The sequence below is a fragment of the Dorea sp. YH-dor226 genome (genome assembly GCF_039832105.1).
Taxonomy (GTDB): domain Bacteria; phylum Bacillota; class Clostridia; order Lachnospirales; family Lachnospiraceae; genus Dorea_A.
This window is the reverse complement of the sequence record NZ_JBDOHS010000001.1, coordinates 129,265-142,366: the sequence shown is the minus strand read 5'-3', so window position 1 is coordinate 142,366 and position 13,102 is coordinate 129,265. Positions and strand designations below refer to the sequence as shown.

At 41.1% G+C, this 13,102-nt stretch carries 21 protein-coding genes; 19 read left to right on the top strand and 2 right to left on the bottom strand.

The genetic code is table 11. From position 1 onward, the window contains the following. Positions 1–82 precede the first annotated feature (82 nt). From prdA to ABE547_RS00770, 5 genes are all read left to right on the top strand, one after another. Positions 83–1,957 (top strand): D-proline reductase (dithiol) proprotein PrdA, encoded by a 1,875-nt coding sequence (gene prdA, locus ABE547_RS00790; protein WP_347376980.1) that lies wholly within the window; start codon positions 83–85, stop codon positions 1,955–1,957. Positions 1,958–1,976: 19 nt separating this feature from the next. Continuing rightward, positions 1,977–2,270, top strand: coding sequence for a CBO2463/CBO2479 domain-containing protein (locus tag ABE547_RS00785; protein WP_347376979.1), 294 nt, complete (start codon positions 1,977–1,979; stop codon positions 2,268–2,270). A 2-nt stretch (positions 2,271–2,272) separates the two neighbouring features. Beyond that, positions 2,273–2,998, top strand: coding sequence for a D-proline reductase (dithiol) protein PrdB (gene prdB, locus ABE547_RS00780; RefSeq protein WP_347376978.1), 726 nt, complete (start codon positions 2,273–2,275; stop codon positions 2,996–2,998). Positions 2,999–3,168: 170 nt separating this feature from the next. Beyond that, positions 3,169–3,939: a proline reductase cluster protein PrdD gene (prdD, locus tag ABE547_RS00775; RefSeq protein WP_347376977.1), complete on the top strand. Its 771-nt coding sequence runs from the start codon at positions 3,169–3,171 to the stop codon at positions 3,937–3,939. Positions 3,940–3,957: 18 nt separating this feature from the next. Next, entirely contained in the window at positions 3,958–4,437 is a 480-nt protein-coding gene (locus ABE547_RS00770) for a glycine/sarcosine/betaine reductase component B subunit (protein ID WP_347376976.1), read from the top strand. Between the two features lie 607 nt (positions 4,438–5,044). On the opposite strand, the gene ABE547_RS00765 is transcribed toward ABE547_RS00770, so the two are convergent. Together ABE547_RS00765 and ABE547_RS00760 are read right to left on the bottom strand one after the other, a co-directional pair. Next, on the bottom strand, positions 5,045–5,725 hold the full coding sequence (locus tag ABE547_RS00765; RefSeq protein ID WP_347376975.1) for a permease: 681 nt from the start codon (positions 5,723–5,725) through the stop codon (positions 5,045–5,047). Positions 5,726–5,833: 108 nt separating this feature from the next. Then, positions 5,834–5,965 (bottom strand): hypothetical protein, encoded by a 132-nt coding sequence (locus ABE547_RS00760; RefSeq protein WP_347376974.1) that lies wholly within the window; start codon positions 5,963–5,965, stop codon positions 5,834–5,836. Between the two features lie 272 nt (positions 5,966–6,237). Between ABE547_RS00760 and ABE547_RS00755 the strand changes: the two genes are divergently transcribed. The 14 genes from ABE547_RS00755 (at position 6,238) to rplX (ending at position 13,100) form a co-directional block, all read left to right on the top strand. Further along, the gene (locus tag ABE547_RS00755) at positions 6,238–6,783 is read left to right on the top strand and encodes a YcxB family protein (RefSeq protein ID WP_347376973.1); all 546 of its coding nucleotides are present in this window, start codon (positions 6,238–6,240) and stop codon (positions 6,781–6,783) included. A 311-nt stretch (positions 6,784–7,094) separates the two neighbouring features. Beyond that, positions 7,095–7,412, top strand: coding sequence for a 30S ribosomal protein S10 (rpsJ, locus tag ABE547_RS00750; RefSeq protein ID WP_235249785.1), 318 nt, complete (start codon positions 7,095–7,097; stop codon positions 7,410–7,412). A gap of 74 nt (positions 7,413–7,486) precedes the next feature. After that, positions 7,487–8,167 (top strand): 50S ribosomal protein L3, encoded by a 681-nt coding sequence (gene rplC, locus ABE547_RS00745; RefSeq protein WP_347376972.1) that lies wholly within the window; start codon positions 7,487–7,489, stop codon positions 8,165–8,167. Between the two features lie 29 nt (positions 8,168–8,196). Next, positions 8,197–8,817 carry a 50S ribosomal protein L4 gene (rplD, locus tag ABE547_RS00740; protein WP_347376971.1) on the top strand — a complete coding sequence of 207 codons (621 nt, stop codon included), beginning with the start codon at positions 8,197–8,199 and terminating at the stop codon, positions 8,815–8,817. Continuing rightward, positions 8,817–9,122, top strand: coding sequence for a 50S ribosomal protein L23 (gene rplW / locus ABE547_RS00735; RefSeq protein ID WP_235249788.1), 306 nt, complete (start codon positions 8,817–8,819; stop codon positions 9,120–9,122). Before rplD ends, rplW begins: the two co-directional genes overlap by 1 nt. A gap of 60 nt (positions 9,123–9,182) precedes the next feature. Further along, positions 9,183–10,025: a 50S ribosomal protein L2 gene (gene rplB, locus ABE547_RS00730; RefSeq protein WP_235249789.1), complete on the top strand. Its 843-nt coding sequence runs from the start codon at positions 9,183–9,185 to the stop codon at positions 10,023–10,025. Between the two features lie 23 nt (positions 10,026–10,048). Next, a complete protein-coding gene (gene rpsS / locus ABE547_RS00725; RefSeq protein WP_235249790.1) occupies positions 10,049–10,330 on the top strand; it encodes a 30S ribosomal protein S19 in 282 nt (93 codons plus the stop codon). A gap of 26 nt (positions 10,331–10,356) precedes the next feature. Further along, positions 10,357–10,743, top strand: coding sequence for a 50S ribosomal protein L22 (rplV, locus tag ABE547_RS00720; RefSeq protein WP_004607294.1), 387 nt, complete (start codon positions 10,357–10,359; stop codon positions 10,741–10,743). An 11-nt stretch (positions 10,744–10,754) separates the two neighbouring features. Then, the gene (rpsC, locus tag ABE547_RS00715) at positions 10,755–11,408 is read left to right on the top strand and encodes a 30S ribosomal protein S3 (protein WP_347376970.1); all 654 of its coding nucleotides are present in this window, start codon (positions 10,755–10,757) and stop codon (positions 11,406–11,408) included. A 2-nt stretch (positions 11,409–11,410) separates the two neighbouring features. Beyond that, positions 11,411–11,848, top strand: coding sequence for a 50S ribosomal protein L16 (gene rplP / locus ABE547_RS00710; protein WP_235249792.1), 438 nt, complete (start codon positions 11,411–11,413; stop codon positions 11,846–11,848). Beyond that, the gene (gene rpmC, locus ABE547_RS00705; RefSeq protein ID WP_235249794.1) at positions 11,838–12,041 is read left to right on the top strand and encodes a 50S ribosomal protein L29; all 204 of its coding nucleotides are present in this window, start codon (positions 11,838–11,840) and stop codon (positions 12,039–12,041) included. The genes rplP and rpmC overlap by 11 nt, the downstream gene beginning before the upstream one ends. An 89-nt stretch (positions 12,042–12,130) precedes the next feature. After that, a complete protein-coding gene (rpsQ, locus tag ABE547_RS00700) occupies positions 12,131–12,385 on the top strand; it encodes a 30S ribosomal protein S17 (protein WP_328284211.1) in 255 nt (84 codons plus the stop codon). A gap of 19 nt (positions 12,386–12,404) precedes the next feature. Further along, on the top strand, positions 12,405–12,773 hold the full coding sequence (gene rplN / locus ABE547_RS00695) for a 50S ribosomal protein L14 (protein WP_235233701.1): 369 nt from the start codon (positions 12,405–12,407) through the stop codon (positions 12,771–12,773). Positions 12,774–12,788: 15 nt separating this feature from the next. Beyond that, positions 12,789–13,100 (top strand): 50S ribosomal protein L24, encoded by a 312-nt coding sequence (gene rplX / locus ABE547_RS00690; protein WP_347376969.1) that lies wholly within the window; start codon positions 12,789–12,791, stop codon positions 13,098–13,100. The last annotated feature ends 2 nt before the right edge of the window (positions 13,101–13,102 follow it).

Below are 13,102 nucleotides of genomic sequence, written 5' to 3'. Positions count from 1 at the left end.
TTCCCTGATATAACTCCTTACGAAGCGATTATATATATGTTAATTATCGCAATTAGCAAAGTAATTAAAAGGAGGGTACAATATGTCTATTACAGCTGAAACAGCGAAACAACATGCAAATGATCCTGCAGTGTTATGCTGTAGAGCAGAGGCTGGAATCATAATTGAGCCAGCAAATCTTGAAGATCCAGCAATTTTTGATGAGTTAGTTGACTCTGGATTATTGAATCTTGATGGATGCTTAAAAATTGGACAAATTTTAGGAGCAAAACTTACCAAAACAAGCGATTCTCTCAGCCCGTTAACACCGGATAATGTAGAGGGATACAAAGAATCTGTTGAGGAGGAAGCGGAAGAAGCAGAGGCCCCAGCAGCAGAAGAAGCTCCGGCAGCAGCACCAGTTGCAGCACCAGTTGCAGCAGCAACAACAGTAGCAGGCGGAATTTTGAAAATCCACATTGGAGAAGGAAAGGATATTGACCTTTCAATCCCGGTTGGTGCACTTGGCGGAGGCGCTGAAGTGGTAGAAGTTGCTCCGGCAGCAGCAGCTCCAGTAGCAGCAGCTCCGACAGCTGAAGAAGTTGCAAAAGAAGGAAAATTAATTAGAAGTCTTACAAGACAGCACTATGCAATCACAGAAGTTAAGAGAGGACCAGAGACAAAGATCGAAGGAACAGTTCTTACAATCCGTGAAGGCATTGAACAGGAAGTAGTAGATGCTGATGATCTGATCAAAGGATTTGAATTGGAAATCATTACTCCAAAGCAGTATCACACATATTCAGAAACTATCATGGATGTTCAGCCAATCGCTACAAAAGATGGCGACAGCAAGCTTGGAACAGGCATCACAAGAGTCATTGACGGTGCAGTTATGGTTCTTTCAGGAACAGACGAAGGCGGAGTTCAGATTGGTGAATTTGGTTCTTCAGAAGGATACCTTGATGAGAACATTATGTGGGGACGTCCAGGATGTCCGGAGAAAGGTGAAATCCTTATCAAAGGAAACATCGTAGTGCAGGCAAAGACAAACATGGAGCGTCGTGGACCTATGACGGCTCATACAGTATTTGATATCGTAACACAGGAAATCCGTGAAGCTTTGAAGAAAGTGGAAGATGACCTCATTGTTGATACAGAGACATTTGAGCAGATTCGTCATCCGGGACAGAAAAAAGTTGTTATTGTTAAAGAGATCATGGGACAGGGAGCTATGCACGACAACTTCATCCTTCCTGTAGAGCCAGTTGGTGTTCTTGGATCAAGAGCAAACGTTGACCTTGGTAACCTTCCGGTTTGTGTATCTCCGTTGGAGGTTCTTGATGGATGTATCCACGCAATTACATGTATCGGACCTGCATCTAAAGAGATGTCCAGACATTACTGGAGAGAGCCACTGGTACTTGGTGCATTGCATGATCCGGAGATTGACCTTTGTGGTGTTATCTTCGTTGGTTCTCCACAGATCAATGCTGAGAAATTCTATGTATCCGAAAGACTAGGACAGACAGTAGAAATGATGGACGTTGATGGTGCATTTATCACGACAGAAGGATTTGGAAACAACCATATCGACTTCGCATCTCACCATGAGCAGATCGGTATGAGAGGAATTCCGGTTGTAGGTCTTTCATTCTGTGCGAACCAGGGAGCTCTCGTTGTTGGAAACAAATACATGGTATCCATGGTTGATAACAACAAATCTGAGGGTGGTATTGAGAACGAGGTTCTTGCTAACAACACTCTTTGTCCAGAAGAAGCAGTTCGTGCACTTGCAATGTTAAAAGCACGTATGGCTGGAGAAGAAGTAAAAGCTGCTGAAAAGAAATGGAATCCAAACGTAAAATCTAATAACGTTGAAGCCATTGAAGAAGCTACAGGAACTAAGATGGAACTTGTTGAGAATGAGCAGGCACTCCCGCTTAGTCAGAAACGTATCGACAAAGGATATAACTAAGATTTAGGATTTGACTCAAATGGATAATAATCTGAAATTTGGTGAAAAATTGATCAAAATGGAAGGCGTATGCGTTGGTATTGATGATTGCAGCATCAGCGTAGACCTAAAGGGGAGACTTGGATTTTTTAAGGCCCCAAAGAGAATGTTCATCTGTGATGTTGAACCGAAGGTTGGACAGGAATTTGGATGGATGATGAGCTTTCCGGAACAGTTATCACCAGAGGTAAATGAGAAGTATTTTAGCAATATAGAAAAAGAGCGCCGCAAACAAAAAGAGATGCAGGCTCGTTTAAACAATAAGGAGGAATAATAATGAGTTTAACGGTTGTTAAAGGATTACAATCAGAAATCTTCGTTCCGATTACTCCACCGATGGTATGGACTCCTGTTACAAAAGAACTAAAGGATATGAGAATTGCCATGGCTTCTGCTGCTGGTATCCATCATATTAAACAGGAGAGATTTAACCTTGCTGGTGACTTTACTTGGAGAAAGATTGATGATACGTGGCCATCAAGCGAGTTAATGGTATCACATGGTGGTTATGATAACGGAGACGTTAATAAGGACATTAACTGTATGTGGCCGATTGATCGTCTTCATGAATTGGTTGCAGAAGGATTTATTAAGGAAACTGCTCCATTCCATGCAGGATTCATGGGTGGTGGTGGAAACCAGGAAAAATTCAAGCATGAGACAGGTCCGGCAATTGCTAAGATGATGGTTGAGGAGAATGTAGATGGTGTTATCCTCACTGCTGGCTGAGGTACCTGCCACCGCTCTGCAGTATTGGTGCAGAGAGCGATTGAAGAGGCTGGAGTACCTACAATTATTATTGCAGCTCTTCCACCAGTTGTACGTCAGACTGGTACACCACGTGCGGTTGCTCCGTTGGTACCTATGGGTGCTAACGCCGGAGGCCCACACAACGTAGAACAGCAGACAGCTATCGTTAAAGATACTCTTAGACAGCTGGTTGAGATCCAGACACCTGGAAAGATTGTACCATTGCCATACGAGTATGTTGCTGTGCTCTAATATTTAACAAGTATTTGAAGGGAAATGGCCTGCCATTTCCCTTTTGTATTTGAAGAATGATAATGAAAGTGAATAGAAAAAAGATTGATTTTGCACACCGGAATGTTAAAATATAAATAGAAAATATATGGAGTGAACGCAACGAAATTGTAAAAGGAGGACATAAAACAATGGCTGTTGAGGAAAAGAAATTGCGTCGCCTTACCATTAAAGCATTTCATGTAGATACGGTTGTTGAAGGCGATCGTAATGATGTTACAGCAGGCGGAAAGATGACTGTTTGTAAAGATGCTGTTATTCCGGAATTATTAAAGGATGCAAAGTATATTACGGATATTGATATTCAGGTGATTCAACCGGGAGATCATGATCGCTGGACGAACACGATTATGGATATTATTCCTATCTCTACAAAAGTGCTTGGAGTACTGGGAGAGGGAATCACACATACCATTACCGGAGTATACGTAATGCTTACCGGTGTGGATGTAAATGGGAAGCAGTGTCATGAATTCGGATCATCAGAGGGTAACTTGAAAGAACAGCTTGTGCTTAATAAAGCGGGTACTCCGGGAGATAATGATGTCATCATTTCTTTTGATGTGACGCTTGCTGCAGGTATGGGCCAGGAAAGACCGGGACCGACAGAAGCACATCTGCTTTGTGATAAGTTTATTAACATTTTCAGGGAGAAACTGAAAAAATTCAATGGAAATCAATGTACGGAAAAGCATGTATATCATGACATCGTGCGCCCGGGTAAAAAGCGTGTTCTGATTATCAAGCAGGTTGCGGGCCAGGGAGCAATGTATGATACGCACATGTTCTCAAAAGAGCCATCGTGTTCTATTGGATCAAAATCCATCATTGATATGGGAAATATGCCGATTATCGTTACGCCAAATGAATATAGAGACGGAATTATCCGTTCCATGCAGTAAGACGGGAGGAGAAAGATTATGGGAATTGGACCCTCAACAAAAGAAACATCATTGCATCATTTCAGAGACCCACTTTTGGAGGCTGTGGCAGAAGATACAGACCTTGATCTGATGGGAATTATGCTTGTCGGTTCTCCGGATGGGAATGCGGATAAGATGCTTGTAGGAACAAGAGCAGCTGTCTGGGCGGAGTGTATGCGTGCGGATGGTGTAATCCTTTCGTGCGATGGCTGGGGAAACAGTCATGTAGATTATACAAATACTGTTGAGCAGATTGGCAAAAGAGGAATTCCGGTTACAGGAATTACGTTTAATGGAACGGTGGCACAATTTGTGGTTGTAAATGATTATCTGGATGCAATTGTAGATATCAACAAGAGTAAAAACGGAGAGGAAACGAACGTTGTTGGAGAAAACAACATGGATCGTATCGATTGCCTGAAAGCAAAAGCGCTGCTGAAATTGAAAATGCGGAAAAAAGATCAGGAACAAAAATAGAATAAAGAATGAAAAAGGGTTGCTATATAAGAATTTGCAAATAATAGCAATCTTTTTTTGCACTTTTGTGAGAAGCAACTATTGTGAAAAAAGAAAAAACACGACATCTGTCTATGTCGTGCCCTTTCTTATTGGTATGTCATTGAGAGGTTTTTCCTCGTTGCATTGCAGTTTTGTTTATATACAAAGCTGGGGAATGCTCCTCGTAAAGAGGATGTATATATCAATTGGAGTTTACCATCGCAAGACCATTCTTGGGGGAAACGATCGGCTCTGGCATAACTGCAATAACAACCAAACTGGTTATTCTTAAAGAAAAAATTTTTAAAATAGCAGTCCCCTCATGTATGAGAAAACCGCCATTGGTTTGTCTTTCTTTAAGTTGCTATTAATATAGCATTTTTGCTTTAGCGTGTCAATAGAGTAAAGTGAAAAAATGTAATTTGTGAATAATTAATGATTTTATAGCGTCTTTGAAGAAAATAGTAGCATAAATTACCACAACATCGGTTGCAACAGGAATAACATAAGCAATATTTAAGCTCCTGCGATCGGATTGTATCCTTGCGTTCTGTATTTAATTTTTTATTGTAGTACAAACTTATAATTAAGCTGCAGATCCTTTCTTGATAGCATCGCGAAGGAATAAGAAAGATGTAATATAAACAACAATAACAACAAGTTTTGTAAGAGTGGCGATTGGTAAGCTCTTAACAAATACATATGCAAAGAATACACCGATTGCTCCAAATATTGCCTGCATCAGAGAAGCATACATATCATATTTGCCTTCCTGGATGAATTTAGGACCGTTACCGAATGCCATCAAGTATGCACAGGAGCCCATCATAGCTGGGAATGCACAACCAACGTTCAGTCCTAACAGAGCACAGAGAGCCATACAAGGAGCATACAAACCTACACCGATACTCATAAGAGCACCAAGAATAAAGTTAACAACAACAGCGATTACAAGTTTGATACCTCTTAAGCCAAGTTCTTCACCAACGATACCAAAAGGTCCTACACCAAGAACTTTGCAGAGCATTACAGATGCAAGAAGGAACAGACCGATAAACATAGCATAACGCACGTGCTTTCTGTCAAATTTGGAAACAACACCAGCCATCAGGATAGACCCGGCTACAGAGGCAACAATCATCAGTACCAGTGTAAGAATATCCATCTCTACAAGCTCAAAGAACAAAAATGCCTCAACACATACAGGAACTGTATCACCTACGTTCAGAGTTCCAGGAACCAGAACATCATCTACAGACTTTGTCATCTTGAATGCAGCAGATGATGGTGCGAATGAACCAATACCCAATGTATCGAAGAAGTTAGCCAGAAATCCAACGATAGCAGTTGCGATTCTGTGTCCCTTCTGCTGCTGCTACATCTCTTCGCCGGTAAGACCGATTACTTCGTCTTTTGCAGGGTTGGCGCGCATCTCTTTGTTCTTCTTCAGCATCAGAACGATGTTCAAAATAATACCTACGACGCAAAGCCCCTTCATAATGTACATTGCGATAAATCATACCTCCAGATTAAAAATATTAAATTGATTAGTTAGAATGAAAAAAGTGAAATGCCCCCGATTGCAATTCAGCAAACATTCTAAATGTAATATATATTATAGCGTTATAATTAGAAAAAGTCGACTAAAGCATACCTTTGAATAATGGAATAATTGGGTAAAATGAATAAAAATAAGAAAGATGGGGTTGGATAAAAGAGTAATAATGTATATAATGAAAAACAGAATGCGATTCGGAAAAACCGTTTGGAGGGATGAGGATGACAACATTGTTTGAAGTGAAAACGGGGCATACAGAAAAGGTTGTAAAGGCACTTGTCAGATTCATGTCGGAAAAAAGAAGTGACAGTAAGAAAATTATGGTGAAGTATCTTATGCTGATTGCTCTCTTTTTTATGCTGCCAAGAGCTCTGAATATGCCGATGTGTGGTTATGTGATCTGCTGGTTGATCGGAGTACTGATTGTTGTGATGGCATTGATGAAGGATCATCTCACTTATTTAAATACAATTCGTCAGGACAAATATTATATAGAAAGAACAGAAATTGTAATGACTTTTGGGCATGCAGGATTTGAAGTGCAGGATGAAGAAAAGAAGTTTTACAAATATCATCTGATCAATCATATCTATACAGACGGAGAGATGCTCTTTTTGATTGTGGAAGAGGGAGACGTATACGTTGTCCCGAAGGAAGATCTTACAATGGGAGATCCAGATGAGTTCTGCAGATTTCTGGAAATGTCTGCGAATAAAAAGATCGAGCAGGTAAGCCTTACCTTCAGACAAAAATATTTTGGAAAATAAAAGGAATGGATTGTATCAAAAAAAGAACAATATTTCTGCGAAAATGCTTGAAATGTTGTTTTTTTTCGTATATACTAAGAGAGCTGTGACATGATAGCAATGAAGCGCGAGGTTGCTGCCTGAAGATGGCAGGTTTTCCGTGGAGCGAATGTCAAGTTAGGAAACTGGCGACAAGTCACTGTACGAAACTACTATAACGGCCACTGAGATGTGGTAACAACGTGTGAGTTTCTCACGACACACACGGGAGAGTGTACAGTCACCGCTTGTCGTACTGAAGTTAATAGTACGAAAAGGAGGCGACTTTTTTTATGGCAAGTCAAGTAATGAGAATCACTTTGAAAGCGTATGATCATCAGTTGGTAGATGCATCCGCTAAGAAAATCATCGAAACTGTAAAAAAGAACGGATCACAGGTGAGCGGACCGGTTCCACTTCCGACTAAGAAGGAAGTAGTAACAATCTTAAGAGCGGTTCACAAATACAAATATTCCAGAGAGCAGTTTGAGCAGAGAACTCATAAGAGACTGATCGATATCATCGCACCGACACAGAAGACAGTTGATGCACTGTCCAGACTGGAGATGCCAGCAGGTGTATTTATTGATATCAAGATGAAAAACAAGTAAAAACACAGTAATTCCTATCATTTAGGATGAACGTCCAGGTGACGTTCCGCTGTAAATCACAGGAGGTAATCATAATGAAGAAAGCTATTTTAGCAACAAAGGTCGGAATGACTCAGATCTTCAGCGAAGACGGAACTCTGACTCCGGTAACAGTTCTTCAGGCTGGTCCGTGTGTAGTAACACAGATCAAGACAGTTGAGAACGATGGATATGAGGCAGTACAGGTTGGATTCGTTGACAAGAAAGACAAGATTGTTAACAAAGATAAGAGCGGTAAGAAAGAAATCGTTCACCGCCACGGTGTAACAAAGGCAGAGCAGGGACATTTTGCAAAAGCTGGTGTTACAGGTAAGAGATATGTAAGAGAGTTTAAGTTTGAGAATGCCGGCGAGTATACACTCGGACAGGAAATCAAAGTTGATTCTTTCGCAACTGGTGATAAGGTTGATGCAACTGCAATCTCTAAAGGAAAAGGATTCCAGGGCGCAATCAAACGTCACAATCAGCACAGAGGACCTATGACTCATGGTTCTAAATACCATCGTCATGCTGGTTCCAACGGTGCTTGTTCTGATCCAAGTAAGGTATTCAAGGGAAAACACATGCCGGGACACATGGGAAGCAAGAAGATTACAATCCAGAACCTGGAAGTAGTACGTGTGGATGCTGAGAACAACCTGCTCTTAGTAAAAGGTTCAGTACCGGGACCAAAGAAATCTTTAGTAACTATTAAAGAAGCAGTAAAAGCTAACTAGGATTTGGCGAAGGAAGGAGGACACTTAAGATGGCTAACGTATCTGTTTATAATATCGAAGGCAAAGAAGTTGGTACAATCGATCTGAACGATGCGGTATTCGGTGTTGAAGTAAATGAACATCTGGTACACATGGCAGTCGTAAACCAGCTTGCAAATAACCGTCAGGGAACACAGAAAGCAAAGACTCGTTCTGAAGTATCCGGCGGTGGAAGAAAACCATGGAGACAGAAAGGAACAGGTCATGCAAGACAGGGTTCAACAAGAGCTCCACAGTGGACAGGCGGCGGAGTTGTATTTGCTCCGGTACCGAGAGAATATTCTTTCAAGATGAACAAGAAAGAAAAGAGAGCAGCTCTTAAGTCTGCACTCAGCGCAAAGGTAGAAGAAAAGAAACTGATCGTAATCGATGAGATCAAGTTCGATGAGATCAAGACAAAGAACTTTGCAAACATTCTTAAGAATTTAGATGTATCCAAAGCATTAGTAGTATTAGAAGATGACAATACAAATGCAGCACTTTCTGCAAAGAACATCGAAGGCGTTAAGACAGCTAAGACTAATACGATCAATGTGTACGATATCTTAAAATACAACACAGTAATCGTAACGAAAGCTGTTGTTGCTAATATCGAGGAGGTGTACGCATAATGGCAAACGTTCAGTATTATGATGTAATCCTTAAACCAGTAGTAACAGAGAAGACAATGGAACTTATGGGAGAAAAGAAATATACATTCCTTGTTCACCCACAGGCAACAAAGTCTCAGATCAAAGAAGCTGTTGAAAAAATGTTCAACGGAACAAAGGTAGAAAAAGTGAACACCATGAACTGTGAAGGAAAGAAGAGAAGAGTTCGTGGAACCATGCAGTTTGGAAAAACAGCTAAAACGAAGAAAGCAATTGTTCAGTTAACAGCAGACAGCGCAGATATCGAAATCTTCGAAGGATTATAAGATTTCAAAGCATACGGATAGAAACCGTGACAATAAACAGGATTGAAAGGAGAAGCAATCATGGGAATTAAAACATACCGCCCATATACGCCTTCCAGAAGACAGATGACTGGTTCTGATTTTTCAGAAATCACAAAGTCAACACCAGAAAAGTCTTTGTTAGCTCCAAAGAGCAGACAGGCAGGACGTAATAATCAAGGAAAAATCACAGTTAGACACCGCGGAGGCGGAGCTAAGAAGAAATATAGAATTATCGACTTCAAGAGAAGAAAAGACAATGTACACGCAACTGTAATCGGTATCGAGTACGATCCGAACAGAACAGCTAATATTGCTCTGATCTGCTACGAAGATGGTGAGAAGGCATACATCCTTGCACCGGAAGGATTAAAGGATGGAATGACCGTTATGAACGGACCGGAAGCCGAAGTTAAGATCGGTAACTGTCTCCCGTTATCTCAGATTCCAGTAGGTACACAGATTCACAATATCGAGCTTCATCCGGGAAAAGGCGGACAGCTTGTTCGTTCAGCTGGTAACAGCGCTCAGCTGATGGCTAAGGAAGGAAAGTATGCAACACTGAGACTTCCATCAGGCGAGATGAGAATGGTACCGATCGAGTGCAGAGCTTCTGTCGGAGTTGTAGGAAATGGTGATCACAACCTGATCAACATTGGTAAAGCAGGACGTAAACGTCATATGGGAATCAGACCAACAGTTCGTGGTTCTGTTATGAACCCGAATGACCATCCGCATGGTGGTGGTGAAGGTAAGACAGGAATCGGTCGTCCGGGTCCGTGTACACCTTGGGGCAAACCAGCACTTGGTCTTAAGACAAGAAAGAAAAACAAAGCTTCTAACAAGATGATTGTAAGAAGAAGAGATGGTAAAGCGATTAAATAGTTTTCATAAGGAGGTTAGAACCTATGGCACGTTCTATTAAAAAAGGACCATTCGCAGACGCAAGCCTGCTTAAGAAGGTTGATGCAATGAACGCATCCGGTGACAAGTCTGTTATCAAGACATGGTCACGCCGTTCTACAATCTTCCCAAGCATGATCGGACATACAATCGCCGTTCATGACGGAAGAAAGCATGTACCTGTATATGTAACAGAAGATATGGTTGGACACAAGCTTGGTGAGTTTGTTGCAACCAGAACATACAGAGGACACGGAAAAGACGAAAAGAAATCAAGAGTTAGATAATTAGATTGTGAAAGGAGGGTTCATCCATGGCTAAAGGACATAGATCCCAAATTAAGAGAGAAAGAAATGCTAACAAAGATACAAGACCTTCTGCTAAGTTATCTTACGCAAGAGTTTCTGTTCAGAAAGCATGTTTCGTATTAGATGCCATCAGAGGTAAGGATGTAACAACAGCACTTGGTATTTTAACTTACAATCCAAGATATGCTTCTAGTTTAATAAAGAAATTATTAGAGTCTGCAATTGCAAATGCTGAGAATAACAACGGCATGAATGCTGAGAATCTGTATATTGCAGAGGCTTATGCAAACAAAGGACCAACAATGAAGAGAATCAGACCTAGAGCACAGGGAAGAGCTTACAGAATCGAAAAGAGAATGAGCCACATTACACTTGTGCTTGATGAAAGATAAGGAGGGCAAACATGGGACAGAAAGTTAATCCTCATGGCTTGAGAGTAGGTGTCATCAAAGACTGGGACTCTAGATGGTATGCAGAGAAAGATTTCGCAGACTACTTAGTTGAAGACCATGAAATCAGAACGTATCTTAAGAAAAGATTATACAACGCCGGTGTTTCTAAGATTGAGATCGAAAGAGCATCTGACCGCGTAAAGATCATCGTATATACAGCAAAACCTGGAGTAGTAATCGGTAAGGGTGGAGCAGAGATCGAGAAAGTAAAAGGTGAATTAGCACAGTTTACTGACAAGAAGTTAATCGTAGACATCAAAGAAATCAAGAGACCGGATAAAGACGCTCAGTTAGTAGCTGAGAACATCGCATTACAGCTTGAGAACCGTATTTCTTTCAGACGTGCAATGAAATCCTGCATGTCCAGAACAATGAAGTCCGGAGCACTTGGTGTTAAGACATCTGTATCAGGACGTCTTGGCGGAGCTGATATGGCTCGTACAGAGTTCTACAGCGAGGGAACAATTCCTCTTCAGACACTGAGAGCAGACATTGACTACGGATTCGCTGAAGCAGACACAACTTACGGAAAAGTTGGTGTTAAGGTATGGATTTACAAAGGCGAAGTACTTCCGGAAAGAGCAGCAAAGGAAGGAGATAGATAATCATGTTAATGCCAAAAAGAGTAAAACGTCGTAAACAATTCCGTGGTTCCATGAAGGGTAAAGCTCTTCGCGGAAACCAGATTACAAATGGTGAATATGGTATCGTTGCAATGGAACCATGCTGGATCCGTTCCAACCAGATCGAGGCTGCCCGTGTTGCTATGACTCGTTATATCAAGCGTGGTGGTAAAGTATGGATCAAGATATTCCCGGATAAACCTGTAACTACGAAACCAGCTGAGACACGTATGGGTTCTGGTAAAGGAACCTTAGAATACTGGGTAGCAGTTGTTAAGCCAGGCCGCGTTATGTTTGAAATCGCAGGCGTATCTGAAGAAGTTGCAAAAGAAGCACTTCGTCTGGCAACTCACAAGCTGCCATGTAAATGTAAAATAGTTTCTCGCGCAGACTTAGAAGGCGGTGATAACAGTGAAAATTAATGCATTTGTAGAAGATTTAAAAACAAAATCAGCTGCAGAGCTGAATGAAGAATTAGTAGCTGCTAAAAAGGAACTTTTCAACTTAAGATTCCAGAACGCAACAAATCAGTTAGACAATACAAGCAGAATCAAAGAAGTAAGAAGAAACATTGCCAGAATTCAGACAGTAATTACTGAAAAGGCAGGCCAGTAGTCATTGACGTGATGATTCACGAATTTCAAGCGCAGGCCGTTCTATGAGCAGAACGAAAAGAGCTTCAATATTCGAAAGGAGTATAGACTGTGGAAAGAAATCTTAGAAAAACCCGTGTTGGTAAGGTTGTCAGCAATAAAATGGATAAGACCATAGTTGTTGCAGTAGAAGATCATGTAAAACATCCACTTTACAACAAGATTGTAAAGAGAACATACAAATTAAAAGCACATGATGAGAACAATGAGTGCAACATCGGTGACAAGGTAAAAGTTATGGAAACAAGACCGCTCTCTAAAGATAAGAGATGGAGACTTGTTGAAGTTATGGAAAAAGTGAAATAGTATAAGGAGGGAAACCTGCATGATACAGCAAGAAAGCAGACTTAAAGTAGCAGACAACACAGGTGCAAAAGAATTACTGTGTATTCGTGTTATGGGTGGTTCAACAAGAAGATACGCAAGTATCGGAGATGTAATCATTGCGACTGTTAAAGATGCAACACCAGGCGGCGTTGTTAAAAAAGGCGATGTAGTAAAAGCTGTAGTTGTTCGTACTGTAAACAGTACTCGTCGTAAAGACGGTTCTTATATCCGTTTCGACGAAAATGCTGCTGTAATTATAAAAGATGATAAGACACCAAGAGGAACCCGTATCTTCGGGCCAGTAGCGAGAGAGCTTCGTGACAAACAGTTCATGAGAATTGTTTCTCTGGCTCCGGAAGTACTTTAAGGAGGTGCGCGTAAGATGTCAATGTTAAAGATTAAAAAAGGCGACACTGTAAAGGTTATCGCTGGTAAAGATAAAGACAAAGAGGGCAAGGTAATTGCTGTAAATCAGAAAGACGGCAAGGTTGTTGTTGAAGGCGTTAATATGCTGACAAAACACGCAAAACCAAGTGCTTCTCATCCAGAAGGCGGTATCATTCACCAGGAAGGACCAATCGACAGTTCTAATGTAATGTATGTTCATAAGGGACAGGCAACAAGAGTGGGCATCAAGATGGATGGAGACAAGAAAGTACGTTACGCAAAATCAACAGGCGAAGTGATTGATTAATT